We start from the raw sequence: 24,056 nt of genomic DNA, 5'->3' as shown, positions 1-24,056 counted from the left end.
GGACACGCATTTGGCGGCGCTGCTGGAGGTGGCCCCATGAGCGAGGAGCACCGGGTGTTGCAACGGAGAATCCGCAAGGCACTGCTCTCCGTGGGCATCACCTCAGAGCGTGAGCACTATCCCTCACATTCTGATGTCTGGGTTCCCCGGCAAACTCACCTGGGTATCGAGCGCCCCTTGTCGATCGAGGTGCAGCGCTGGATGACCGGCGTCGACAGGCGGACGAAGAAACGTGAAGCACTGGGTGCTCAGGTGCTGTGGCTCCTGCCTGAGCGCGCAGTGAAGTCCGCAGGACGGATGGATCTCCTGAACTTTCTGCAGGAAGTGCTAGTGGGTGACCGCCTTTGGGTGCCTCGTGGCCATCGGGAGCTTGGGAACAGGTCCGGTTGGGTACGACGCGATGACCTGAAGGCGGCCAAACGGCGGCCCTCGCTCGCAGCGGCGAGGCCGATGGAGGCTGCCAAACTCGGGTCTGCCCGCAGACGCCCGCACGATGCAGTCCCCATGCGCTGGGTCCGCAAGGTGTCGCAGGTGAGAACCGGCCCGGTGGGCAGCGTGGGGCACCGGGGCATCCGGACTTGAGCGTGCACCACGGCTGGCAATCTTGGAGGTGCTGGAAGCGAGGTGTGCAGAACGTCGGCCTCGGTGATGGGGGGCTGGCAGCCGGGGGGACCGCCATAAGGGGCGCCCCCCGGCTGCCGTTTCAGTGCACGAGAACAGCCTTCAGCGACGCACCGGATTCGGTGTCTTCGATCGCCTTCTCGAGCTCGTCGAAGCGGTAGGTCGTCACGATCCGCTCCAGCGGGAACAGGCCCTGGCGGCGCAGCTCGAGCAGCTGCGGGATGAACACGCGCGGCACCGACTGGCCCTCCACGATCCCGATGACCGACCGGCCGAACTGCATGACCGGCATGAGGTCCAGCATCTGCTCCGGGCGGGCACCGACGATGCCGAGCTTGCCGCCCCAGGCCAGACCCTCCACGAGGGCCTGCAGCACCGGCGGCACGCCTGTGGTGTCAAACGCGTGCGTCGCTCCCCCGCCGGTGATCTCCTGCACCTGCGCGGCCGCGTCACCGGAGCCACCGTTGATCACGTGGGTCGCGCCGAGCTCCTTGGCCAGCTCCAGGCGGGAGTCCAGCAGGTCCACCGCGATGATCGTGCCGACGTTCGACGCCGCGGCCGCCATGAGCGCGCTGATGCCGACGGCCCCGACGCCGGAGACGACGATCGAGTCCGACGGGGCCGGCTTGAGCACGTTGAGCACCGCACCGGCACCGGTCTGCACGCCACAGCCGAGCGGGCCGAGCAGATACGCGTCCTCCGGGGTCACCCAGTCCGGGACCTTCACGAGGTCACGTGCGTTCACCAGGCCGTGGGTGGCGAAGGACGACTGGCCGAAGAAGCTGGCCCCCACCGGCTCACCGTCCTTCGAGACCTTGTGGGTGCCGTCCGGTCGGGTGCTGGCGAAGTTCACGTCGTTGAACGACAGGCAGTGGAACGGCGCGCCGCGCAGGCAGTTCGGGCAGGTGCCACACGAGGCGTACGAGGCCGAGACACGATCCCCCGGCGCGAACTCCAGCACACCCTCACCGACCTGCTCGACCACGCCGGTGCCCTCGTGCCCGTAGATCGCCGGCGCGGAGTCCGGCTGGTGCATGACGTCCCGCGCGAACAGGTCCGTGTGGCACAGGCCCGTCGACGTGTACCGCACGAGCACCTCACCCGGTGCCGGGTCCTGGATCTCCAGACCCTCCTGAAGCTGGAACGTGCCCTGCGGCTCGGTGATGACGTGAGCGCGGATCTGGGTGCTCATGGGCCCTCCTCGGGGGATCGGTGACGTTCCCTCCACGGTAGACCTCCGCCATCCCGCGTCGATGGATGCGCCCGGACCGTCACGGACAGAGAGAACTCCTCCCCCGCGAGCCGCGATGGTGCTCCTTGCCCACGCGCCGCCCATCCTCTTCCCGTAGCGTCGAAGGTCCCACGCACGCATCAGGAGGCACCCATGCGCCACGCCCTGTTCGTCCTCTCCGCCGCCGACGGCTGGACGCTCAAGGACGGGACCGTCCACCCCACCGGCTACTGGGCCGAGGAGCTCACCGAGCCCCACCGGGTGCTTACCGAGGCCGGGTGGGACATCACCCTGGCCACTCCCGGCGGGGTGGCCCCCACCGTGGACGAGCTCAGCCTCGGCCTGATGGGCGGCCTCCCGGCCAGACGCGAGCAGGTGCGCGCCTACCTGGGCGGGATTGCCCCGGCCCTGGCCGCGCCCCGTCCCCTCAGCGAGGTGGACGAGGCCGAGTACGACCTGGTGCTCTACCCCGGTGGGCACGGCCCGATGGAGGACCTGGCCGTGGACGCCACCTCCGGGGCGCTGCTCACCCGCCGCCTCGAGGCCGGGCGCCCGCTCGCGCTGATCTGCCACGCCCCGGCCGCCGTCCTGGCCGCCCGCCGGGAGGACGGCACCCACCCCTTCGCCGGACGCCGGATGACCGGCTTCTCCAACCTCGAGGAGCGCGCCAACCCGTTCGCGTGGAAGGCCCGCTGGCTGCTGGAAGACCGCCTGCGCCTGGCCGGTGTCGACTACTCCAAGGCGCTGCTGCCCATGCGTCCGCACGTCGTGGTCGACGGTGCCCTCTACTCCGGGCAGAACCCGGCCTCGGCCACTCCCCTGGCCGAGCGACTCGTGGCCGACCTGGGCCGCGGCTGAGGGAAGGACACCCCCCGGTGCCCACGGCCGAAGAATCCACCCGCGGACGGGCTCCCTCACCCGGGTGCCCTCTCGTACGGTGGTCGCGTCCGCACCGGACCGGTGGGGGCCAACCACATCTTGTGACCCTGGGGGAAACCATGACCGCACGCCGCGCACTGTCCGTCCTGCTCGCCGCCGCCCTGCTCCCGCTGGCCGGGTGCAGCATCGGGGGCAAGGAGGTGAGCCAGGAGGACGTGGAGAAGACCGCCAAGGAAGGCCTGAGCGGGGAACTCAACCGCGACGACTTCGAGGTCGAGTGCCCCAGCGGCATCGAGGCCGAGGAAGGTGCCCAGATCATCTGCGAGCTCAAGCCGGAGACCATGGACCCCTACGACCTCACCGTCACCGTCGAGTCCGTGGACGGCGACGACGTGAACATGGACTTCAAGGTGGCCGACGCCCCGCGGCAGTGAGGCCGCTCAGCGCCGCCGAGCCGAGCGGTCGACGACCAGCCAGGCCAGGCCGGCGAGCACCACGTACAGGGCCAGGCACGCCACGCCGCCGGCGACGTACACGGCCAGGTCGTGCTTCCACAGGGGGTCGGCGGCCGCGGTGGCGGTGAGTCCCCGGACGTCCACCGAGCTGGCCCCCATGGCGAAGCCCCACCGGGTGGGCGACAACCAGGCCACCTGCTCCAGCCCGATGCGGCCGTTCAGCGGGAAGAGCCCACCGCTGAACACGAGCATCAGCATGATGGAGACCACCATCGCCGGCATGACCTGCTCGTTGGAGCGGGTGACGGCCGAGATGACCAGCCCGAGGGCCGAGCAGGCCGCCGCGCAGAGCCACATCGCCAGGGTGAGCTCCACCGTGCTCGGGGCGAGCAGGTGGAAGTCCGGGGTCCCGATCCGCCACAGGGCCAGCGGCACCATCACCGCGCACTGCAGCAGCACCACCACGGCGTTGAGCACCAGCTTGGCCGTCACGTAGGCCCCGGGACGCAGACCCACCGCGTTCTCCCGGACGAAGATCGGGCGCTCCCCCACCAGCTCCCGGACACTGCCCGAGACCCCCATGAAGGCCGCGCCCAGCGTCAGGATCATGAGCACCTGCAGGGGCGAGGACGAGGGCTCCACCCCCGGCCCCTGCGGGGCGAAGATCCGCTCCCCCGGCACCAGCCAGGCGAGCAGCCCGAGCGCCACCGGCATGAGGGCCGTGAGCGCCAGGAAACCCGGGTCCGAGGCCATCACCCGCAGCTGGCGGCGGGCGACGGTGCTGAACTGCCGCCAGGCCGACTGCTGCCGCGGGGCCTCGGAGTGGGCCGGGTCGGTGGACACCGTGGTGGAGAAGCCGCTCCCGGAGAAGGCCGGCTGGTGCACCCGGGTCCGATCCGCGAGCGCCTGGAAGACCTCGGGCATCGTGGTGGCACCGAACGTGGTCTTCAACCCCTCCGGCGCCCCCTGGTAGGCCAGCGTCCCGCCGGGGGCCAGGGCGAAGACACGGTCGGCCAGCGCCAGGTTCTCCGTGGAGTGGGTGATGACCATGACGGTCCGGCCCTCGTCGGCCAGCCTGCGCAGGTTCTGCATCAGGCTCAGGTCCATGCCCGGGTCCAGGCCGGAGGTGGGCTCGTCCAGGAAGATCAGCGAGGGCTTGGTGAGCAGCTCCATCGCGACGCTCACGCGCTTGCGCTGGCCGCCCGACAGCTGGTCGATCCGCTTCGTCGCGTGGTCGAGGAGGCCGAGCTCGTCCATCACCCGGTCCACCTCGGCACGACGCTCGCTGGCGCTGGAGTCGTCGGGGAAGCGCAGCTCGGCGGCATAGCCCAGGGCCGCGCGCACCGTGAGCTGCCGGTGGACGATGTCGTCCTGGGGCACGATGCCGATGCGCTGCTTGAGCTCGTCGTAGGAGGCGTAGAGATCCCGCCCCGCGTACTCCACCGTGCCGCTGGTGGCGGGCACGGCGCCGGTCAGGGCGTTGAGCAGGGTGGACTTCCCCGCCCCGGAAGGACCGATGACCGCCACGAGGGAGCCCGGCGACAGCTCGAAGGAGACGTCGTTGAGGCGCGGCTTGCCCTTCCGGTCCAGCACCCGCAGCGAGCGGGCGGCGAAGGTGACCGGCTGCTCAGAGGCGCGCGGGACGAGCTGGCCCGGCCGCACCGTCCACTCCTCGTGCCCGATGCTGACGCGCTGCCCCGGCCGCAGGAGGGCGTGCTCCACGCGGTGGCCGTCCACGTAGGTGCCGTTGCGGGACCCGAGGTCGTGGAGCTCCAGACCGTGCGCCGTGGCGGTCACCCGGGCGTGGTGCCGGCTGGCCAGCAGGTCGTCGACCACCACGTCGTTGTCGTCATTGCGCCCCAGGGTCAGCACCTGCCCGGGAACCACGCCGATCGCGGCCCCCACCGTGCTGCCGGTGATGTGCGTGGGCCGCAGCCCGGGCGCCAGCTCCGGGGCCACCTGCGGGGTGTCGATGGCGACCCGCAGGTGCCGGTGGGGGCCCAGCGCCAGGGAGGCGCCATCGCGCAGCGGCCGGCGGGCCGTGACACGGGCGCCGTCCACGAAGGTGCCCTGGGAGGACCCGGCGTCCTCCACCCACCAGGTCCCGCCGTCGTGGCCGATGCGGGCGTGCCGCCGGGAGATGCCGTCGCCGGTGACGGGGATGCGGGCATCGTCCCCGCGCCCCATGACGAGGCCCTCGGGGGTGGGGGCGACGTGCCAACGACCGGCGGGCGAGACGAGCGCGAGCGGCGGAAGCTGCGCGCTGCGCTGCGAGTCGGTCGGCGCCGTGTGCTGGGGGTCGATCGGATGTGTGTGCTCCGGGTCGTGCATCACTGCCTCAGCTCGGTCGGGATCTCGCCGCCGGCGACGACCCTGCCCTGGCCGCCGTTGGCCGTGGAATCCCACCGGAAGGTGGAGATGGCATCGGTCGAGCCGTCCTCCAGCACGTAGCGGACGGTCAGCTCGTCGTCGGAAGTCCGGGAGATGTGCGGGACGGCGTCGGTGCCGAAGAAATAGGTCCACCCCTTGGCGTTCTCACCGTTGAACAGCGCGACCTGGTGGGTCCCCGGGTCGTCGGGTCCCCCGGCGGACGGGCGCTCCAGGTGGATCGCCGAAAGCGTCGTGCAGGGGTCGAGCAAGGAGTCGTCGACGCGGGCGGCTGACCAGCTGTCAGTGTCGACCTCATCGGCGAGCCTGGACATCGCCTCGTCGGAGCTCATCGGCTCGCAGTCCGCGGACTCGCCGCTCGTGGACGCGCGGGTCTCGGCCGGCGAGGACTCCTCGGGTGTGGAGGCCGCGCTCTCCACCGGAGAGTCGGTGGCCGCGGGCGCCGACTCCTGCGGGGTGGCCGGCGCCTCCGCACTCGGGGCCTCCGGAGTGTCGGTCTGCGGGGTGTCGCTCACCGAGGCTGCCCCGGTCGGTGCCTGGTCCTGCGGGTCCGTGGACTCAGGGGCAGGGCTCTCGACGGTGGGCTCCTCATCCGTGGGGGTCTGGGCTTCCGGGTCCTGCGACGGCTGGGCCTCTCCGGCCGTGGCGCCGCTGGTGGCTGCGGGTGCGGGTGCGGCCGGTTCCGGCGCCTCCTCGTCGTCACCGTTGAGGGCCATGCCCACCCCGACAGCCGCAGCGCCCAGCAGGAGCACGCCCACCGCTCCGAGCAGGAAGCAGCCGCCCCTGCCGCGCTTGCGGGGCTGCTCAGGGGATGCGGCGTGGGCGGCGGAGGGTGCGCCCAGGGTTCCGGCACCCACCGCCCCAGCAGCGAGGGGCACGGTGTGCGCCGGCGCCGGGTGAACCGGTGGCATGACCTGGGTCTCCTGCAGCGGGACGGTGCTCGCCGCGGGCGCGTGCACGGGCGTTCCGGGAACAGGCGTCGTCAGCGGGGTGAGCGCCATCACCCCGGCCAGCTGGGGAGCGAGCTGCCGCAGCTGGTCCGCGGCCTCCGCCGCCGTGGGACGATGGTCGGGATCCTTGGCCATCATCGCCGACAGGACCGTCCAGAGCTGGTCCGGGACACCGTCGGGACGGCCCGGGAGCAGCGCGGCGTGGCCGTGCAGGGTGGCCGTGGTGGTGGCGCCCTGGAAGGGCGTCACCCCGCAGGTCATCTCGTACAGCGCGATCCCCAGGGAGTAGACGTCGGTCTTCGCCGTCCCCCGGCTGCCGTTGATGACCTCGGGCGCGGCGTAGTTGACCGTTCCCTTCATCATCGTGGTGCGGGTGGCCTGGGCGCTCTCGACCATCTGGGCGATGCCGAAGTCGGTGATCTTCGCCACGGTGCCCTCGGGGGTGCGCGCCAGCAGCACGTTCTCCGGCTTCACGTCACGGTGGACGATGCCGGCCGCGTGGGCGGCGTCCAGGCCGGTGGCGATCTGGGCGCCCAGGGTGGCGACCTCCTGCGGGGTGTAGGTGCCCCGCTGGGCCAACGCCTGGCGCAGGTCTCCCCCGTGCACGCGCTCCATGACCACGGCCAGGGTGTCGCGCTCGGCCACGAGGTCGTGGACCTGCACCACGTGCGGGGAGTGGATCGACTGGAGACGTCGCCGCTCGGTGACGAACGCGTCGACCACCTGGTCCTGCTCGCTGAGCTCCTCGCGCAGCACCTTGAAGGCGAGCTCGTTGCCCTCCCGGTCGGTCCCCGCGTACACGTGGCCAGTGGCTCCGCGGCCGATCATCTCGCCCAAGGTGTAGTGGCTCCCGAGCTGGCGCTCCTGCGTCATGCGATCCCCTCATCGACTGGGAACCCGCACGGTCCCCGGGGGCGAGGCTATATGACGCCACACGGAATCCTGGCCGGTGTCGGTGTCGGTGGTGCGCTGGTCGATTCCCGCCGGCAGGGAACGGGGTTCGCGCCCCCTGCCGGCGGCCCCGGCGGCCAAGACGGGGCGGTCGACGTCCAGCCCCTGCCGCATCTGCTCCTCCGGCAGGAAGAACAGGTAGTAGGGCACGCGCTACAGCCCCCAGACGGTGCCCACCGTCTGGTTGAGCCGCAGCCGACCGACCCCCTCGGTCAGGAGCTCTTCGGTGAGGTCACCGCGCCAGGCGGTCTCCTCGGCCAGGTTCTTCATGAGGGCCGGGACGAGGGCCCGGGCCATGAGCGTTCCGACCCCGGCCAGGGCGACCTGGCTCGTGTCGGCCAGCCCGGTCACCACCGCCAGGCCCACCACTCCCGACGTGACGATCGGACAGGTCAGCAGCGCGGCGGCCCAAGCCACCCGGCGCGTCGGGGAGTCGGGGTGCTGGGAGCGGCGGGGCAGGAAGCGCCCGCTGTTCAGCCTGCGCAGACCGAGCCCCAGCAGGGGCGGTATGGCGATCCACACGAGCGTGCCGGGACTCTCCATGGCGTGCTCGTGCCCGCGCAGCTCGTTGAGCAGGACTCCGGCCCAGCCGGACAGGAGGGAGACGCCGGCGAAGAGCACCAGGTCCTTGCGCAGGGTCAGGCTCGCCCTCCGGTGGGCTGCGGGCCGGTGAGGATCGCCATGATCCAGTCCGTCTGGGGTCGGGGATCTGCTCGGGTCGCTGGTCCAGCGCCTCGGCGATGCCCTGGATGGCGCCGAAGAAGCTCACGGACAGCGTCAGGGGTTCGCCGGGGCGGATCTGGCCGGCCTCGAGGTCGAGCTCCAGGTGCCGGCCCCCGATGCTCAAGAGCTCCTCGTAGAGCGCTGCCTTGGAGGGGAAGTAGTGGAAGAGCCGGCCCGGGCTGCTGCCGGCGGCCGTGCAGATCCGGCGCGTCGAGGCGCCGTGGTACCGGCGCTCGATGAACTCCTCGAGGCCGGCGCGGAGGAAGGCCTGACGCCGTTCCTCTCCGTCAGCGCGGCGCGCTCTGGGCTCGCGCCGGTCTGCGTGGGCCGTCGGCCTGTCGGACATCTTCTCCCCCATCTGTCCGCCCACGAGTTGAGCATGTGCTCGATCTAGGTGTAGGAGGTCAGGACGTTGTTGACGCGTGACGGTGTCGCGGAGGCTGGCGGCTGTCCGCCGTGGGCACTGTGCGGTCGGTGGTAGTTGTAGTGGAGGTTCCAGACCTCGAGCGCAGTAGCCCTCTCTTTCTCTGAGTACCAGGTTCGGGCATAGAGAAACTCCTCGGCGAGGATCCGGTTGTAGCGCTCGATTTTCCCGTTGTGCCGCGGTGTGTACGGGGTGATCCGTTGGTGCCGGCTTGCGCCCATCGCGTCAGCAAACGCAGCGGCACGATAGCAGGAGCCGTTGTCCGTCACGATCCGTTCGAGTCGTGTGATGCCGTGGGTTGCGAACCATGCCCGCGCGCGATCGAGGAATGCGACGGCGGTCGCGGCCTTCTCATCAGGCAGCGCCTCTGTGTAGGCAAGTCTCGAGTGCCCGTCAATCGCTGAGTGCAGGTAGACGTAGCCGGTCTTTGCGCCCCGTTTCTTGGTTCTCGCGACGGCCTTGGCTTCGGGGCTGTTCTTCCCGTGCACGCGCCAGCCGCCGCCGTCGGGGATGCGGCCGGTCTTCTTGACATCGATGTGAACCATATGGCCGGGGCGTTTGGCGACGATCTTCTGCGGTTCCCGGTTATAGTCGCCGTTCGGATCGATGAACTTCCGCCGGTTCAGTCCGAGCTGTGCGAGCAGCCGGGTGATCGTTCGGCGACTTACTGGGGTGCCGTCTTGGTGAAGCTCGAACGCGATCCGCGAGGCCGACCATTTGTGTTCCCGTCGCATCTCTTCGATCCGCTTCACCAATCGGCCTGGCGTGGCGGTGGGCTGGCGCGCGGGGGCGGAAGTGTGATCGATCAGCCCGAGCTTGCCGTGTTGCCTGTAGCGGTTCACCCACTTGGACGCTGTCGCGCGGGAGATCCCCATCTCGGCGGCCACGTGTGCGATCGGGCGGGTGCGACATCGCTGGATCAGTCGATTTCTCCCTTCAACGGTGAGAGGCGCGTTCGCATGCACTTTCATGGCCGCTCAGTTCACGCCCATGAACATGTACACGGTTGTCACTTGGCCGTCGGCGTTGCGGAACACGACGTCGACGCCGCGACCGACGACGTCGCCCGAGGGGGCTGCCATCGACCAACGCAGCAGAAGCGCGTCATCGGCGGGGAGCTGCTGGTCGTAGCTGAACACGAGTCCCTTGGACATGATCATGTCGTCGTGAACGCGTGCGATGTGCGCCGCGATCTCTGCCGTCCCGCGGAGGGTGATTCCGAGGGATGAGATCACGAGCTTGCCCTCGGGAGCCCACAACTGCTCGATGATGTGACGTCGCTGGTCGGGATTGGGCTCGGTCCAGGTCGACAAGTAGTGCTGCTGGAAGTCGACGGGGGCGTTGGCGTTCATGGGTTCTCCTCAGTGGATCGGTGGGTGAAAGGCTCTTAGGCGGTCTTGACGGTGCCGCCGTCGATGACGAGGTCAGCGCCGAGGATGCTCGCGGTCGCGGGCGAGGTGAGCAGGGTGATGAGCGCTGCGACTTCGTCCGGTTCCACCAGTCGGCCGCCAGTGACGCCGAAAGTCGCCGGAAGCGCGGCGAGGAAGTCGGCATGCGTCACTCCGAACGTCTCGGCGACCTTCCCGCCGAATCCGTCCGGGTCTCGCCAGAGGCCCGTGCCGACCGGGCCGGGCGAGACGGTGTTCACGCGCACGCCCTGCGGGCCGAACTCTTCCGCCAGCCGTTTCCCGAAGGCTGTGAGTGCAGCCTTCGCTTCGCTGTAGCCGACCGGGCCGGTCGCCGGGACGCGCGCGTTGATCGACGACACGTTGACGATCGCGCCACGCCGCTCGATCAGCGACGGCAGCGCCGCACGAGATGTCCATACCGCGCTGAACAAGTTTAGATCGAGCAGGTTTCGCCACTGCGTGTCGTCGGCGTCCAGGAACCCGCCGAGCTTCAGCTGGTCGGCATCGCCGGCTCCCACGTTGTTTACCAGGATGTCCAGGCCGTCCATCTCCATGAGCACTTCATCGACAACCCGTCGGGCAGCCTCCGGTTTGGAGAGGTCCGCCGCAATGCAAAGCGAAGCTACCGCTTCGAGTTCGGGCGTGATCGTGCGCGCTACACCGACCACGCGCACACCCTCTGCTGCGAGGGCCCGAACCGTAGCGAGCCCGATTCCCCGACTTGCTCCCGTCACGAGAGCCGTCTTGCCATTGAGTACGAGTTCCATCCTCATCACCTTTCTTGAACTCTTGGTCTAAAACATGGACATGAAGAAGCCCGGCTCGATCTTCCGGGGCGAAGCCTTAGAGCACCGCCAGCGCCGTGTCGATGATCCGATGCAGCGCCGGGGCCTCGTGAGTCATCGCCAGCACGCGTAGACCTGCCAGCGTGTTCGCCACATGCTCGGCCAGCGCCTGAGCATCGCGATCACGGGGGACATCGCCTTCGACCTGGCCGCGTCGAATGCGCTCGGCGAACCAGGCCGTGGACTCGTCCTGCATCCGTCGCAGCTTCTCGGACATCTCCGTATCCTCGCCCGCGAGCTCGACCGCGGTGTTGCCGATGAGGCACCCACGACGCTGCGGTTGCGCAAGATCCCCATCGACCACAGCCTTCAATGCGGCCGAGATGCACTCGCGCGCGGTACCAGGCTGCGCCATCCAATATTCGGCCGTCTCGATCACCTGTCGGTGATAGAGGTCCAGGCATTGGTCGAAGAGTGCGCGTTTGTTGGAGAAAGCGTTGTACAGGCTTCCCTTCGCGATGCCCGTAGCCTCGGCCAGCCGGGCCGGCGAGGTGCCGGCGTAGCCGTGGGTCCAGAACTCCTCCATCGCGCGCGACAACACCATGTCGTCGTCGAAGCTCCTCGGGCGTCCCATACCGCGAGACTACCCACTACTAGGGCGTGTCTGACAAAGGTTGAGCGCTCCGGCTGGGACGCTCGATGGGTGTCGCGGTTTCAGGTGCTCTCGGATGCGCAGTGGTCGTTGATCGAGGGAATGCTGCCGCGCCCGACGGGCCGGCCGGGCCGGAAGTTCTCCGACGCCCGGACGATGGTGGAGGGCATCGTGTACCGGTACCGGACGGGCATCGCGTGGCGTGACCTGCCGGAGGCGTTCGGCCCGTGGCAGACGGTATGGACGTGGCATTACCGGATGGCGAAGGACGGCACCTGGGATCGGGTGCTCGCGCAGCTGACCGCGGCGGCGGACGCGGCGGGACTGATGGACTGGTCGCTGTCGGTGGACTCCACGATCGCTCGCGCGCATCAGCACGCGACGAACACGACCCGGCTCACAGGGGGCTGGATCGAACTACAAGAATCTGCGGGAAGAGCCGCCTGATCACGGCATCGGCCGCTCGCGCGGCGGCCTATCGACGAAGATCCACCAGCTCGTCGACGGCAACGGGCTGCCGCTGGTGACTCTCCTCACCGCGGGCCAAGCGGGCGACTCGCCGATGTTCCTGCCACTCATGGCGCACCTGCGCGTTGGCCGCGACAGAGGTCGACCGCGAACCCGCCCGGATGCGGTGCGGGGCGACAAGGCGTATTCGTCCCGAGCGATCCGCGGTCACCTGCGTTCCCGCGGGATCAAGGCGGTCATCCCGGAACCCGACGACCAGAAGGGCCATCGCCGACGTCGCGGAGCACGCGGCGGCAGACCGGTCGCACTCGACACTGCCGACTACAAGAACCGCAATGTGATCGAACGCCGGTACTGCCACATCAAGCAGTGGCGCGGTCTCGCCACCCGCTATGACAAGCACGCCATCGTCTACCGCGCCGCGGTCGTCCTCAACGCCGTGATCGCGTGGAGCCGAGAACTCACAAAGAGGCAGATTCCTGCGACGCTCGCCCGCGGTGACGGTCTATCTCCTGCAAGATCGGGTCGGTGACCTCGTGCAGATCGGTTGCTGATCCGCTTCCACCTGCGTCCTCGCCAGCCTCAACGAGACGCGCGATCAGCGCCTGCTTCGCGGCCTGCCGGTCGATGCCATCGGGCAACTCGAACGCGAGCACGTCGAAGTCTCGCTCGTCGTAGTGAGGGACCGTTGCTCGCACGCGGCCCAGCTGGGGATCGTCGCTCTCGACATGCAAATAGGCGCGGAGCTCCGGGGCGAAGCCTGTGCCACCCACGTATGCGATGGCCCCTGTGTCGACGTCGATCCAGACGTACAGCCAGGATCCGCTGGGCTGCACTTGACCACTACGGACGGCGATGACACGCGGAGCACTAGGACTCATTCGCCAACGCTATCGGGCCACCGCCCTTTGTCAGACACGCCCTAGTCCCGTAGGTCAAAAACTGTGTCAGCAACGTCATGGCCAGCAACATCTAGGTGTGATGTCCAGCCAGGTTGTTGAGCCTGGTGATGGGTGGGGCTCCGATCGCGGAGTGGACCCGGTGGTGATTGTAGAAGTGGATCCAGCCGGGAAGGGCGTCTCGGCGTTCGGTCTCACTGGTGTAGAACCGGGCGTAGGCCCATCCGTCGGCCAGGGTGCGGTGGAAACGTTCGATCTTCCCGTTGGTCTGCGGTCGATACGGTCGGGTCCGTTTGGCAGTGATGCCCAGCTCGGTGCAGGCCTGGCTCCACGCGGCGGATCTGTATGCCGAGCCGTTGTCCGACAGCACCCGTTCCACCGTGACGCCATGGTCGGCGAACCACGCGACGGCCCGGCGTAGTACACCGATCGCGGTTTCCTTGCGTTCATCGGCGTGCCTCTCGACGTAGACGACCCGGGAGTGGTCATCGATCACGGTGTGCAGGTGTCCCACCCCGAGCCTGGGCTGGTACCGGTGGTCGCGGGTGCCTTCTCGGTCCGACGTCGCCGCACGGTGCTTCAGGCCCTGCTGCCGCCCCACGAAGCGGTGCCCACCCCCGTCAGGGATCCGCCCGAACTTCGTGACATCGACGTGGATCAGCGACCCGGGGTGAGGGTGCTCGTACCGGCGGACTGGTTCACCGGTGACCCGGTCGATGCGGGCCAGCCGGTTCGGTCGGCAGCGCACGAGCACGGCATGGACCGTGGAGGCCGGCATGCCCAGCTCGCCGGCGATCTGCACCGGGCCGAGCCGGCGTGGCCACCTGGCCTTCACGATCTTCTTCACTACCGATGGTGGTGTCTTGGTCGGCATCACATGGGGCCGGCTGGTGCGATCTGTCATTCCGGCCGGTCCTTCGGCCCGGTACCGGGCAGCCCACTTGCGGGCCGTGGGTGGTGAGACCAGGAACATCTTGGCTGCCACGGCCACCGGCCACCCCTCCTCGACGATGAGCTTGGCCAGGCGCAACCGAGCGCGAGGGGTCAGAGCAGCGTTAGCGGCTCTTCACGAACGAGGGTGTAGCGCGGGCCTGAACCCTCCGGCTTCGAGCAGCGACCGAGCGATGTAGTGGGTGAGGTTGCGGAAGCCGAGGGCGGAGCCGCGGAGGTGTTCGAGTCGCCCGTTGATGGCCTCGGTCGGGCCGTTGCTGGTGCCGGGGCGGTCGAAGAACGCGAGGATGTCGCCCGCCCGCTGCTTCATGGTCCGGCCGAGCTTGCGGACCTCGACGAGCGCCGCGGGAACGCCGCTGCTGATCGCAGCGATCACCTCCTGCATCATCGCCTTCGCTTTCTTCTTGTCGGGCTCCCGGTAGGCCGCGACGATGCGCTGGTAGATGCCCCAGGTCGCCTCGACCTCGACGTGCTCCTCGCTCGCGAACACTGCGTCCAGGCGTGCCCGCTGCCGGTCGGTGAGCAGGCTCGCCCCGGTGTGCAGGGTGCGGCGGGCTTTGTAGAGCGGGTCGCCCTTGAGCCCGCGGTGACCGGTGGTGTCTTGCTGGACCCGACGCCGGCAGACATCCAGCGCGTCGCCGGCGAGGCGGACCACGTGGAACGGGTCCATGACGGGGACGGCGTCGGGGAGTTCCTCGGCGGCAGCGGTCTTGAACCCGGCGAAGCCGTCCATCGCGACCACCTCGATCCGCTTCGCCCAGTCCGCAGGGCGGGCGGCGAGCCACTGCTTGAACACCGCCTTGGAGCGGCCCTCGACCATGTCCAGCAGCCTCGCCGGCCCGGTCTTGTTCCTTGCGGGCGTGAGGTCGATGATCACGGTGACGTACTTGTCGCCCAGCCTCGTGTGTCGCCAGACGTGCTCGTCGACACCGATCGTGGTGACCCCGTCGAACCGGGCGGGGTCGTCGATCAGGCGCCGCATGCCTTCCGCGAGGACGGCGGCGTTCGCGGCACTCCAGGACACCCCGAGACCTGCGGCGACGCGGGTGACGGTGAGGTGGTCGATGACGATGCCCCGCAGCGCCCACTCCAGGCCGCCGCGGGAGATCTTCGCACGCGGCGCCGCTGCCCGCGTCATGTCCTGCCGCCACGTGCGCCGGCAGTGTCCGCACCGGTACCGGCGCACCCGCACCAGCAGGGTCGTCGGCCGGTGCCCGAACGGCTCGTGCGCCAGTCGACGCGTGACCGTGTCCCGCGGCACGCCCTCGGCACCGCACTTCCGACACCACGGGTCGTCCTCGACGACGCGGCATTCGATCGTGGCCCGATCCGGCTCGATCAGCTGGCCGACGGCGACGAGGCCGAGCTCGTCGAGGCGGCAGAACGTGGTCAGGTCAGGGGTCGCGAAAGTAGGGTGGAGCACGTCGAGGTCTTTCGGGATGGCGAGCGTGAAGAACTTCCATCATCCGGGAGACCTCGACCCCTACCCGGCCACCGACGCGCTCAACCGACTACACCCTCGTTCGTGAAGAGCAGCGTTAGCGTGGGACACGAAGGCCTCCTGGGCGTGAAGCGGTTCCTAGACAGCTCCACTCTCACAACAGGAGGCCTTCACCTATCAGCGAGTCCCGCAACAACGTCCCTGGACATCACACCTAGAGCGACAAAAATCAGGACATTCAGAGCGCCGCTACTTTCGGACCCTCACCGAGTGTCCTCCGATTCCCGGCGTTCAGCCTAGCGAGACAATCTCGGCGTGCCGGCGAACTCACTGCAACCGCATGGTTGTGATGCAAGTGGCATCGTCGTCGTTCATCGTTGAGATTCTTGCGTTTGCCTCCTGACCCTCGTGCTCGATAGTGAGGGTCACCTCGGTGTCGCGCGGCACCCAGAGACCGATAAAGCCGTTGTCGTACGTCTGGCGCGCTTCATCGATGATCACTTCACCGTCTGCACCGGTGAGCGTGACCTGAACTTCTTCGCTCGCGAGTTCACCGAGGCAGGTAGTCAGGCTGTGGAAGTAGCAGTCGTGGGTCTGGTCCCGGTAGGGGGCGATCGAGATGTAGACCTCATCCTCTGGCAACGGCAGGCGCGTCTCACGCTCTTGATCGTCGGTGAGCACGAGCGCCTCTGGCTGCACCGACGCGAGCAGATCAGTCGGCCGGTCAGCGACGGGCATCGTGTCCAGTCGTTCGATGACCTGCCTGACATCCAGCCCGGATAGGCCGTGATCTGCCAGGAACTCGCGCTCGCTCGTCTGGCTGCTGACCGATGACGGTGCGGGGCCGGACGGCGTGACCGCACATCCAGCAAGAACGAGAGCCAGAATGGCAACGAAGACGGCTGCAAGGGCGTTGCGGCGGCGCGATAAACGGAGACAGGGCATAACGTTTTTCCTTCGAGTCATGCGAGGGTCGGTCGGGTCCGGTGGGTGCCGAATCCAGCGCGTCCGGCACCCACCCTGGTGACTCGCTAGAGATTGGCCCTGAGGTCTTCCATCTCCTGGATCTCGGTCGTTTGCGCATCGATGATTGTCTGCGCGAGCTCGACAGCATCAGTGTTGCTAGCGCCATCGACGTGGGTCTGGGCCATCTCGACGGCTCCCTCACGGTGGAGGATCATCTGCTATAGGAATAGTCGTGACGCTTCGGTCCCGCTGGATGCTTCGAGGGTGGACAGGTCATCCTCGTTTATCATGCCGTCGCCGTGATCCATGTCGCCCGTCTGCTGCTCGGCGGGATCGACGCCCCAATCCTCCAGCGCAGTTGCCGGCTCTTCCCGATCCAGGGTGGGTCGCGGGGCGGCGCGTCGGTCCTGGGGTAGGCGTCGAGGTCTCCACATGATGGGAGTTCTCACACTCCCCACCTGGAAGACCTCGACATGCCTGACGGTACCTGCACCACGCCTGATCTGACGACGTTCTGCCGCCTCGACGGCCTCGGGTTGGAGGTGACCGGGCAACGCCTCGAGCCGGACCGGGCGGTGCTGGCCTGCCGGGTCGTCGATGATGACCGGTGGTGCCGGCGGTGTGGCTGTGAGGGGACCGTGCACGACGTGGTCACGCGACGCCTGGCACACGAGCCGTTCGGGTGGCGACCCACGACGTTGCTGGTCGCGGTCCGCCGGTACCGGTGCACCGGCTGCGCGCGGATGTGGCGGCAGGACACCACTGCGGCGGCGGAGCCGAGGGCCAAGATCTCCCGCGGTGGGCTGCGCTGGGCGTTGCTCGCGCTGGTCGTGCAGCACCTGACCATCGCTCGGGTCGCCGAGGCGTTGGCGGTGGCGTGGGACACCGCCAACGACGCCGTCCTGGCCGAGGGCCGGCGCGTCCTGATCGGTGACCCGGCCCGGTTCGAGGGGGTGAAGGTGGTCGGGGTCGACGAGCACGTGTGGCGGCACACGCACAAGGGCGAGAAGTACGTCACCGTGATCATCGACCTCACCCCGATCCGAGACGACACCGGCCCCGCCCGGTTGCTGGACATGGTCGAAGGCCGGTCCAAGGCCGCGTTCAAGACCTGGCTCGCCGAGCGGCCACAGGCGTGGCGTGACGCCGTGGAGGTGGTCGCGATGGATGGGTTTCCCCCAGCTGCGCCGCTGACGCGGAGTATCGCAGCGGGCGGTGCCCCCACCGGCTTCAAGACCGCAGCCGCCGAAGAGCTCCCGTGCGCGGTCGCGGTGATGGACCCCTTCCACGTCGTGCGCCTCGCCGGGGACGCCCTGGACTCCTGCCGCCGCCGGGTCCAGCAAGACCTCCACGGCCACCGCGGCCTCAAGAACGACCCGCTCTACCGGGCCCGGCGTACCCTACACACCGGAGAGGACCTGCTCACCGACCGCCAACGAGAACGACTCATCGTCCTGTTCACCAATCCCGACCGGGCAACCGCCCGCGCGGCGATGACCGCCGTCATCGACGCCCTCCGCGACGGCGTGCCCGCGGCCCTCGTCGAGCTCCGTCGCCTCGGCCGGACCCTGAACCAGCGCGCCGCCGACGTCCTGGCCTACTTCGAGCGGCCCGGTACCTCCAACGGACCCACCGAAGCCCTCAACGGCCGCCTCGAACACCTACGCGGCTCCGCCCTCGGCTTCCGCAACCTCACCAACTACACCGCCCGCAGCCTGCTCGAGACAGGCGGCTTCCGAACCCACCCTGGATTGGGATGAGCCCAGTTGCCGCGGTACGGAAATTATGAGTTTTCTTTTGTGTCGAGGGTCGCTTGAGTGACGCGCAGGATAGATCTGAAGGCTACGTGCATCCATCCGGGCAGCGGCCGTGGCGGCACCAGAACCATGAGGATGATCAGGAGCGCGAGCACGCACGCCATCACCGTGCCCAGATGGTCGCCAGTGCCGCACTCTGTGCACGCACCGTCGGGATCATCAGGTGTACCGCTCCGCTCATGGGCGCCCACTGAGTCATGAGGAGCATTCTCGGCGTTCCGGTGAAGGCCGGCGGCGCATCCGGGCTCGCGACCACCGCGAACGACTTGGGCATCTCCCTCGGCGTCGCGGTCATCGGCAGCGTGGGGATCGCCGCCTACCGCGGCAACATCGAGTCCACTCTGCCCGACGGTCTGCCGCCAGAGGCTGCAGCCGCGGCCTCGGACAGCATCGACGGCGCACTCGTCTCCGCAGGCGAGCTGCCAGGAGCACTCGGCGAGCAGCTGGTCGGCGCGGCACAGGCAGCGTTCACCGGCGGACTGAACACGGCGCGATCGTCTCGGCCGTTGTCGCCGCTATGGCGGCACTCATCGCCGCAACCCGACTGCGTCACGTCCGCCCCACCGGGCAGGCCCAGGAGACCCCCGAGGACGCATCTACCCGTTGACCCATACCCCCTTGGGGTATAGCCTGAAGATCTCGTACACAAACAAGGGCGTTTGGATTATGAGCGCGACGACCACGAACGAGTACCGGGTGACCGACGTGACCTGCGGGCACTGCGAGACCGCGATCCGCTCCGAGGTCTCCGAGATCGCCGGCGGGACCGGCATCGAGGTCAGCGCCCGCCCCGACCGCTACGCCAACGCGGCCTGACCGCCCGTGGACATGGTTCCGCGCCTCTCGACCGGGAGGCGCGGAACCACCCCCTATCCGGCGCACCAGCGCCGGTCGGTTCACACCAATAGGAGAGTATCGAGATGAACAGACGCATCAGCATCCTCGTCGCCGTCGGGATCCTCGGCGGAAGCCTTGCCCTGGCAGGCTGCTCCACCGCGAACGACGAGGCAGGAACTCCATCGCAGAGCGAGGACGCACAAGGCGGGCATGGGGGCCACGACGGCATGGAGCATCCCGCCGACGGCGGCCCGGTCCCCGAGGGCATGAAAGAGGCCACCGACCCCGAATACCCGGTCGGCACCGAAGTCACTCTGACGGCTGACCACATGGAGGGCATGAACGGTGCCAGCGCCACCATCGTCGGCGCCTACGACACCTACACCTACGCGATCGACTACACCCCGGTCGACGGCGGAGATCCCGTGACCGATCACAAGTGGGTCGTTCAGGAAGAGCTCGACGGCGCCGGTGACGCCCGTCTCGACGACGGCACCGAGGTGACGGTGACCGCCGACCACATGGAAGGCATGGACGGCGCGACGGCGACGATCGCGTCCTCGACTGAGGAGACCGTCTATGTCGTCGACTACGAGGCCGACGGGATGAAGATGACCAACCATAAGTGGGTCGTCGACAGCGAGATCCAGCCCGCTTCCTAACTGACACGAACCGGGCATGAAGGAACGGACAGAGCATGAACGACCAGCAGACCCACCACGGGGCCGCCGAGGCTGAAGCGCACGAGCACGCCGGCCACCACTCGCACGACGACCACTCGGCACACCAGTCTCATGGCGGCCACGACCAAGCCGACCATGAGGATCACGGCGGCCACGACCACGCAGGTCATAGTGGTCATGGCGGGCATGGTGATCATGTCGGCCAGTTCCGGCGGCTGTTCTGGATAATGCTCGTCATCGCGATCCCGGTCGTGGGCTTCAACGACATGTTCGCCCACCTCACCGGCTACCCCCTCCCGAACGCCGATTGGGTGCGCTGGGTCTCCCCGGCCCTGGGCACGATCATGTACGTGTGGGGCGGCCGGCCCTTCCTCACCGGTGGACTGGGCGAGATCCGATCCCGCAAGCCCGGCATGATGTTGCTGATCGCGCTGGCGATCACGGTCGCCTTCATCGCCTCCTGGGGCGCGAGCCTGCACCTGCTCAGCGACGAGCTCAACTTCTGGTGGGAGCTGGCTCTGCTGGTGGTCATCATGCTGCTGGGCCACTGGATCGAGATGCGCTCCCTGGCCCAGACCACCTCCGCCCTGGACTCCCTGGCCGCCCTACTGCCCGATGAGGCCGAGAAGGTCGACGGCGAGAACATCGTGAGAGTCGCCCCAGCAGACCTCGCTGTCGGCGATGTGGTGGTGGTCCGGCCCGGCGCCTCGGTGCCCGCGGACGGGCGCATCGTCGATGGCAGCGCCAGCATGGATGAGTCGATGGTCACCGGGGAGTCCAAGACCGTGCGCCGAGAGACCGGCGAGCAGGTCGTCGCCGGCACCATCGCCACCGACTCCGGACTGCGGGTCGAGGTCACCGCCACCGGCGAGGACACCGCCCTGGCGGGCATCCAGAAACTTGTCTCCGACGCCCAGGCCTCCTCTTCCCGCGCCCAGCGCATCGCCGACACCGCCGCGGCCTGGCTTTTTTGGTTCGCCCTCGGCGCGGCCGTCATCACCGCGCTCGTATGGTCCCTCATTGGTCTTCCCGACGACGCGGTGGTCCGCACCATCACCGTGCTCGTCATCGCCTGCCCCCACGCCCTGGGCCTCGCGATCCCGCTGGTGGTCTCGATCGCGACCGAGCGCGCCGCCCGCGGCGGCGTGCTCATCAAGGACCGGCTCGCGCTGGAGTCCATGCGCACCGTCGACGCCGTGCTCTTCGACAAGACCGGCACTCTCACCAAGGGCGAGCCCACCGTCACCGCCATCGACACCGCGAACGATCACGACGAGCAGCGGGTGCTCGCCCTGGCCGCGGCCGCCGAGGCCGACAGCGAGCACCCCCTGGCCCGAGCGATCACCGGAGCCGCCAGCACCCAAGAGGTCCAGATACCGAGGGCCTCGGACTTCTCCTCCTCCCCTGCAATCGGGGTCAAGGCCACCGTTGACGGGACGGTCATCGAAGTCGGCGGCCCGTATCTACTCCAGCAGCACTCGGCCAGCGAACTGCCGATAGCTGACCAGTGGCGCGAAGAAGGAGCGATCATCCTCCACATCCTCGCCGACGGCGAGGTCATCGGGGCGTTGCGGTTGGCCGATGAGATACGAACCGAGTCTCGTGACGCTGTTGACGCGTTGCATGCCCGCGGCGCGCAGGTCGTGATGATCACCGGTGACGCCCAAGCGGTCGCCGACACAGTGGCAAAGGATCTCGGCATCGACCGCGTGTTCGCCGGTGTGCGACCGGAAGACAAGGCCGCCAAGGTCAAGGAGCTCCAAGACGAGGGCCGCAAGGTCGCGATGGTCGGGGACGGCGTCAACGACGCCCCCGCCCTCGCACAGGCCGATGTGGGCATCGCCATCGGCGCCGGCACCGATGTCGCAATCGGCTCGGCAGGGGTCATCCTCGCGAGCTCGGACCCACGCTCGGTGCTGTCGGTCTTCGAGCTGTCGCGTGCGAGCTACCGCAAGATGAAGCAGAACCTGTGGTGGGCCGCTGGCTACAACCTCATCTCTGTGCCTCTCGCGGCGGGCATTCTCGCACCGATCGGATTCGTGCTGCCGATGAGCGTCGGGGCGATCCTCATGTCGGCTTCCACCGTCGTGGTGGCCCTCAACGCGCAACTGCTGCGCCGCCTCGACCTCACACCCGAATCCAGCACCAACCGCATCCTCGACCGCTCCTGAACCGTGAGAGACAGATCATGACGACCACCACGCCCGCGGCATCCACCGGATGATCGACGAAGACACCTACTGCTTCGACATCCCCACCCAGATCAGGTATCAACCAAACCCTCAGCAGTCCCTTGAGCAGGTGATCAGCGTGTGGCCGGCGGGTTGGCTGCTGTCGTTCGGCTGCCCCTGGCGCTCACAGCCCGACAGGCCCGTCTCCTCGCCGCGCAGGTTCGCCTCAGTCCTCCGGTGAACCGTGGGCCAGGCCCCCTATGCTGTTCGCGCCGAGGTCCACCCCAGCCGGGGTGGCGAAGAGGGAAGCCGGGACGGCAGGTGACTGCCGAAGCCGGCGCTGACCCCGCAACTGTGAGCGGAGAGTCGCCCCCTGCAGGACGGCCACTGCCCCGACGGGCGGGAAGGCCGAGGGGGCGGTGCCGACCCGCGAGCCAGGAGACCTGCCTCGGTCGACGCCGATTCGCCCGGCGGGGAGACCCGGGCCAGAACGAAGGGGACACCCATGTCCAGCAACACTCTGCACGCACCTGCGCCCGCGGACGACCCGGCGGAGCCGGCCACGCCACCGGAGCACCTCGAGCCCACCATCCGGGTGACCGCCATGCCCGGTGACGCCAACATGTACGGCGACATCTTCGGTGGGTGGCTGATGGCCCAGATGGATCTGGCCGCCTCGTCGGTGGCGTCCCGTCGGGCCCGCGGGCGCGCGGTCACCGTCGCCGTCGACTCCATGTCCTTCCACCGGCCGGTGGTCGTCGGCTCGGAGCTGAGCGTCTACGCCCACCTGACCGGGTCCCGCCGCACCTCGATGCGGGTCTCCGTCCAGGCCTGGGCGCGGGACCGACACGCGGAGGACGAGCGCCTCATCACCCGGGCGGAGTTCACCTTCGTGGCGACCGACGGCGACGGCCGGCCGCGCGAGCTCCCGACGGAGGGCTGAGGCCGGGTCCACAGGTCAGGCGACTGCTGGCCCGGTCCCTTTTCAGGGGCCGGGCCAGCAGTCGCCGTGGTGTCGCAACTCTGCGTCGCAGTCCCCAGCTTCAACAGGTACTGGGGTACGAAGAGAACGTGTCCGCAGGACTGTCCTCGCGGCACGAGAGCGTCGTCCGACCGCATTCGGTGGCCCCAGGTCTTGGGCCGTCTCCGAGGTTGAGGGATCGTGGGGAACACCCCTGACTACGGCGCGCTGGGTGATTCGCTGTTGAACGCCCGGTGAAATGCCCTTTACGTCGGGTTCATGTCCACGTCACAGGGTCTGCTTAACGTCCGGTTGGCACCATGCCCCCTGTACCAACTGGAGACCCTCATGGCGTTTTCTCGACGCACCCTGACCACTCTGGTGGCCGCCGTTGCCGCCACCGCTTTGTCCGCCCCCGTGACTGCCGCACCGACCCAGCACATGGGCAAGGCGGGTGACCCAGAGCGCAAGCTCACCGTGGTGAGCTTCAACATTCACCACGGTGCCGACCGCTTCGATGTGCTCGACTTGGAGCGCATCGCGCGCGACATCGATTCCTTCGACGCCGACGTCATCGCCCTGCAGGAGGTCGACAACCACTGGGGCGAGCGTTCCGAGTTCGTCGACCAGAGTGCCTGGCTGGCCAACCGCCTCGGCCTGCACTACTGCTACGCCGCGAACCTCGACGAGGACCCTGCTGGGGGTCGGACCGAGCGCCGCCAGTACGGCACCGCCATTCTCTCGCGGTACAAGTTGTCCGACTGCGAGAACCACATGCTGCCCAACCACCAGGGTGGGGAACAGCGTGGTGTGGCCGAGGCAACTGTGAAGGTCCGTGGCGTGCCGGTGACGGTCATGAACACCCACCTCACCCACGTTGACGCGGAGTACCGCACGAAGCAGTTTGCGGTGGTCAACGATTTGGTCGCTGCTCAGAGCAACCCGACGGTGGTGCTCGGCGACCTGAACGCGGCCCCGGGGTCCACGGAGCACGAGGAGTACACGCGGATTCTCACGGACGTGTGGCCGCTGGTTGGCGAGGGTGACGGCCTCACCTACGCGCCGGGCAACCCGCTGCGCCGCATTGACTACGTTCTGGCCTCCAAGGAGATCACCCCGCTGCGTGCAACGGTGCCGCTGGTGTACTCCTCCGACCACTACCCCGTGGTGGCGGAACTGCAGTTGCCGCACCCGCGCGAGGTGCACCGCGGCCGGTGAGACGGCACCCCGTGCAGCACGCGGAGGCCCGTCCTGCGGGCTGGGCCTCCGCCGTGGTCGGAGGGTTGCTGGAGGCCAGTGATTGTGGATCGGCGTCCCATCCACTGACGAATCTGGTCTGTGGCGACCTGCATGACGAAGAGCCCGGCCCCACGTGGTGGGACCGGGCTCTTTAT

The 24,056-nt window shown here is 68.6% G+C and carries 25 protein-coding genes, 2 pseudogenes and 1 riboswitch; of the genes and pseudogenes, 11 read left to right on the top strand and 16 right to left on the bottom strand.

Annotated features, from left to right (window positions below; all coding sequences use genetic code 11):
- Nucleotides 1–36 precede the first annotated feature (36 nt).
- Nucleotides 37–582 carry a competence protein CoiA family protein gene (locus tag CFT82_RS11375; RefSeq protein WP_143469440.1) on the top strand — a complete coding sequence of 182 codons (546 nt, stop codon included), beginning with the start codon at nucleotides 37–39 and terminating at the stop codon, nucleotides 580–582.
- Nucleotides 583–703: 121 nt separating this feature from the next.
- Here CFT82_RS11375 and CFT82_RS00770 read toward each other — a convergent pair whose 3' ends face one another.
- Nucleotides 704–1,813 (bottom strand): NAD(P)-dependent alcohol dehydrogenase, encoded by a 1,110-nt coding sequence (locus CFT82_RS00770; RefSeq protein WP_088817202.1) that lies wholly within the window; start codon nucleotides 1,811–1,813, stop codon nucleotides 704–706.
- Between the two features lie 192 nt (nucleotides 1,814–2,005).
- On the opposite strand from CFT82_RS00770, the gene CFT82_RS00765 reads away from it, so the two are divergent.
- On the top strand, nucleotides 2,006–2,710 hold the full coding sequence (locus tag CFT82_RS00765; protein WP_088817201.1) for a type 1 glutamine amidotransferase domain-containing protein: 705 nt from the start codon (nucleotides 2,006–2,008) through the stop codon (nucleotides 2,708–2,710).
- 140 nt (nucleotides 2,711–2,850) lie between these two features.
- Complete coding sequence (locus CFT82_RS00760; RefSeq protein ID WP_088817200.1) at nucleotides 2,851–3,165, top strand: DUF4333 domain-containing protein; 315 nt, start codon at nucleotides 2,851–2,853, stop codon at nucleotides 3,163–3,165.
- A gap of 6 nt (nucleotides 3,166–3,171) precedes the next feature.
- On the opposite strand, the gene CFT82_RS00755 is transcribed toward CFT82_RS00760, so the two are convergent.
- From CFT82_RS00755 to CFT82_RS00720, 9 genes and pseudogenes are all read right to left on the bottom strand, one after another.
- Entirely contained in the window at nucleotides 3,172–5,517 is a 2,346-nt protein-coding gene (locus CFT82_RS00755; RefSeq protein WP_088817199.1) for an ABC transporter ATP-binding protein/permease, read from the bottom strand.
- Entirely contained in the window at nucleotides 5,517–7,397 is a 1,881-nt protein-coding gene (locus CFT82_RS00750; protein ID WP_088817198.1) for a serine/threonine-protein kinase, read from the bottom strand. Before CFT82_RS00750 ends, CFT82_RS00755 begins: the two co-directional genes overlap by 1 nt.
- Nucleotides 7,398–7,406: 9 nt before the next feature.
- Nucleotides 7,407–7,625: a hypothetical protein gene (locus CFT82_RS00745; RefSeq protein ID WP_088817197.1), complete on the bottom strand. Its 219-nt coding sequence runs from the start codon at nucleotides 7,623–7,625 to the stop codon at nucleotides 7,407–7,409.
- 3 nt (nucleotides 7,626–7,628) lie between these two features.
- Nucleotides 7,629–8,096, bottom strand: a complete 468-nt coding sequence (locus CFT82_RS11950) for a hypothetical protein (protein ID WP_234994210.1) — start codon at nucleotides 8,094–8,096, stop codon at nucleotides 7,629–7,631.
- Nucleotides 8,097–8,334: 238 nt separating this feature from the next.
- A pseudogene (locus CFT82_RS12310) lies at nucleotides 8,335–8,544 on the bottom strand (helix-turn-helix domain-containing protein); the annotation flags it as partial.
- 44 nt (nucleotides 8,545–8,588) lie between these two features.
- Nucleotides 8,589–9,593, bottom strand: a complete 1,005-nt coding sequence (locus tag CFT82_RS00735; RefSeq protein ID WP_088817196.1) for an IS481 family transposase — start codon at nucleotides 9,591–9,593, stop codon at nucleotides 8,589–8,591.
- A 6-nt stretch (nucleotides 9,594–9,599) separates the two neighbouring features.
- Nucleotides 9,600–9,974: a nuclear transport factor 2 family protein gene (locus tag CFT82_RS00730; protein WP_088817195.1), complete on the bottom strand. Its 375-nt coding sequence runs from the start codon at nucleotides 9,972–9,974 to the stop codon at nucleotides 9,600–9,602.
- Between the two features lie 35 nt (nucleotides 9,975–10,009).
- Nucleotides 10,010–10,798 carry an SDR family oxidoreductase gene (locus CFT82_RS00725; RefSeq protein WP_088817194.1) on the bottom strand — a complete coding sequence of 263 codons (789 nt, stop codon included), beginning with the start codon at nucleotides 10,796–10,798 and terminating at the stop codon, nucleotides 10,010–10,012.
- Nucleotides 10,799–10,874: 76 nt separating this feature from the next.
- Complete coding sequence (locus CFT82_RS00720; protein WP_088817193.1) at nucleotides 10,875–11,450, bottom strand: TetR/AcrR family transcriptional regulator; 576 nt, start codon at nucleotides 11,448–11,450, stop codon at nucleotides 10,875–10,877.
- A 69-nt stretch (nucleotides 11,451–11,519) separates the two neighbouring features.
- Here CFT82_RS00720 and CFT82_RS00715 point away from each other — a divergent pair.
- Nucleotides 11,520–12,468 (top strand): IS5 family transposase gene (locus tag CFT82_RS00715; RefSeq protein ID WP_234994209.1). Its coding sequence is split into 2 segments (ribosomal slippage): nucleotides 11,520–11,870 and nucleotides 11,872–12,468, totalling 948 coding nucleotides; the frame shifts between segments, so codons are not numbered across the junction.
- Here CFT82_RS00715 and CFT82_RS00710 read toward each other — a convergent pair.
- The 5 genes from CFT82_RS00710 to CFT82_RS11945 all read right to left on the bottom strand — a co-directional run bounded on the left by CFT82_RS00710 (nucleotide 12,398) and on the right by CFT82_RS11945 (nucleotide 16,408).
- On the bottom strand, nucleotides 12,398–12,817 hold the full coding sequence (locus CFT82_RS00710) for a hypothetical protein (RefSeq protein WP_143469439.1): 420 nt from the start codon (nucleotides 12,815–12,817) through the stop codon (nucleotides 12,398–12,400). The two genes, CFT82_RS00715 and CFT82_RS00710, sit on opposite strands and share 71 nt — an antisense overlap.
- Nucleotides 12,818–12,908: 91 nt before the next feature.
- A complete protein-coding gene (locus CFT82_RS00705) occupies nucleotides 12,909–13,883 on the bottom strand; it encodes an IS481 family transposase (RefSeq protein ID WP_088817191.1) in 975 nt (324 codons plus the stop codon).
- Between the two features lie 18 nt (nucleotides 13,884–13,901).
- Complete coding sequence (locus CFT82_RS00700) at nucleotides 13,902–15,209, bottom strand: ISL3 family transposase (RefSeq protein WP_088817190.1); 1,308 nt, start codon at nucleotides 15,207–15,209, stop codon at nucleotides 13,902–13,904.
- A gap of 345 nt (nucleotides 15,210–15,554) precedes the next feature.
- Complete coding sequence (locus CFT82_RS00695) at nucleotides 15,555–16,172, bottom strand: CueP family metal-binding protein (protein WP_088817189.1); 618 nt, start codon at nucleotides 16,170–16,172, stop codon at nucleotides 15,555–15,557.
- Nucleotides 16,173–16,258: 86 nt separating this feature from the next.
- Nucleotides 16,259–16,408 carry a DUF305 domain-containing protein gene (locus CFT82_RS11945; RefSeq protein WP_268807400.1) on the bottom strand — a complete coding sequence of 50 codons (150 nt, stop codon included), beginning with the start codon at nucleotides 16,406–16,408 and terminating at the stop codon, nucleotides 16,259–16,261.
- Nucleotides 16,409–16,666: 258 nt separating this feature from the next.
- Between CFT82_RS11945 and CFT82_RS00685 the strand changes: the two genes are divergently transcribed.
- The 3 genes from CFT82_RS00685 (at nucleotide 16,667) to CFT82_RS00670 (ending at nucleotide 19,509) form a co-directional block, all read left to right on the top strand.
- Nucleotides 16,667–17,953 carry an ISL3 family transposase gene (locus tag CFT82_RS00685; protein WP_088817188.1) on the top strand — a complete coding sequence of 429 codons (1,287 nt, stop codon included), beginning with the start codon at nucleotides 16,667–16,669 and terminating at the stop codon, nucleotides 17,951–17,953.
- 723 nt (nucleotides 17,954–18,676) lie between these two features.
- Nucleotides 18,677–18,826, top strand: coding sequence for a hypothetical protein (locus tag CFT82_RS00675; RefSeq protein ID WP_015780248.1), 150 nt, complete (start codon nucleotides 18,677–18,679; stop codon nucleotides 18,824–18,826).
- A 104-nt stretch (nucleotides 18,827–18,930) separates the two neighbouring features.
- Nucleotides 18,931–19,509, top strand: a complete 579-nt coding sequence (locus CFT82_RS00670; protein WP_088817187.1) for a YdhK family protein — start codon at nucleotides 18,931–18,933, stop codon at nucleotides 19,507–19,509.
- On the opposite strand, the gene CFT82_RS11805 is transcribed toward CFT82_RS00670, so the two are convergent.
- On the bottom strand, nucleotides 19,506–19,709 hold the full coding sequence (locus tag CFT82_RS11805; protein WP_200815017.1) for a hypothetical protein: 204 nt from the start codon (nucleotides 19,707–19,709) through the stop codon (nucleotides 19,506–19,508). The two genes, CFT82_RS00670 and CFT82_RS11805, sit on opposite strands and share 4 nt — an antisense overlap.
- A gap of 48 nt (nucleotides 19,710–19,757) precedes the next feature.
- Between CFT82_RS11805 and CFT82_RS00665 the strand changes: the two genes are divergently transcribed.
- The 4 genes and pseudogenes from CFT82_RS00665 (at nucleotide 19,758) to CFT82_RS00650 (ending at nucleotide 23,880) form a co-directional block, all read left to right on the top strand.
- Nucleotides 19,758–21,701 (top strand): heavy metal translocating P-type ATPase, encoded by a 1,944-nt coding sequence (locus CFT82_RS00665; protein ID WP_200815016.1) that lies wholly within the window; start codon nucleotides 19,758–19,760, stop codon nucleotides 21,699–21,701.
- Between the two features lie 34 nt (nucleotides 21,702–21,735).
- A pseudogene (locus CFT82_RS12305) lies at nucleotides 21,736–21,942 on the top strand (hypothetical protein); the annotation flags it as partial.
- A 17-nt stretch (nucleotides 21,943–21,959) separates the two neighbouring features.
- A riboswitch (cobalamin riboswitch) is annotated at nucleotides 21,960–22,166 on the top strand.
- A gap of 40 nt (nucleotides 22,167–22,206) precedes the next feature.
- A complete protein-coding gene (locus CFT82_RS00655) occupies nucleotides 22,207–22,644 on the top strand; it encodes an acyl-CoA thioesterase (protein WP_088817184.1) in 438 nt (145 codons plus the stop codon).
- A 399-nt stretch (nucleotides 22,645–23,043) separates the two neighbouring features.
- Nucleotides 23,044–23,880 (top strand): endonuclease/exonuclease/phosphatase family protein, encoded by an 837-nt coding sequence (locus CFT82_RS00650; RefSeq protein ID WP_159461804.1) that lies wholly within the window; start codon nucleotides 23,044–23,046, stop codon nucleotides 23,878–23,880.
- Nucleotides 23,881–24,056: the final 176 nt, after the last annotated feature.

This window comes from Kytococcus aerolatus, from assembly GCF_900187395.1.
GTDB lineage: Bacteria > Actinomycetota > Actinomycetes > Actinomycetales > Dermatophilaceae > Kytococcus > Kytococcus aerolatus.
Note: the sequence above shows the minus strand (reverse complement) of the source record. Positions and strands in the feature narration are given on the sequence as shown.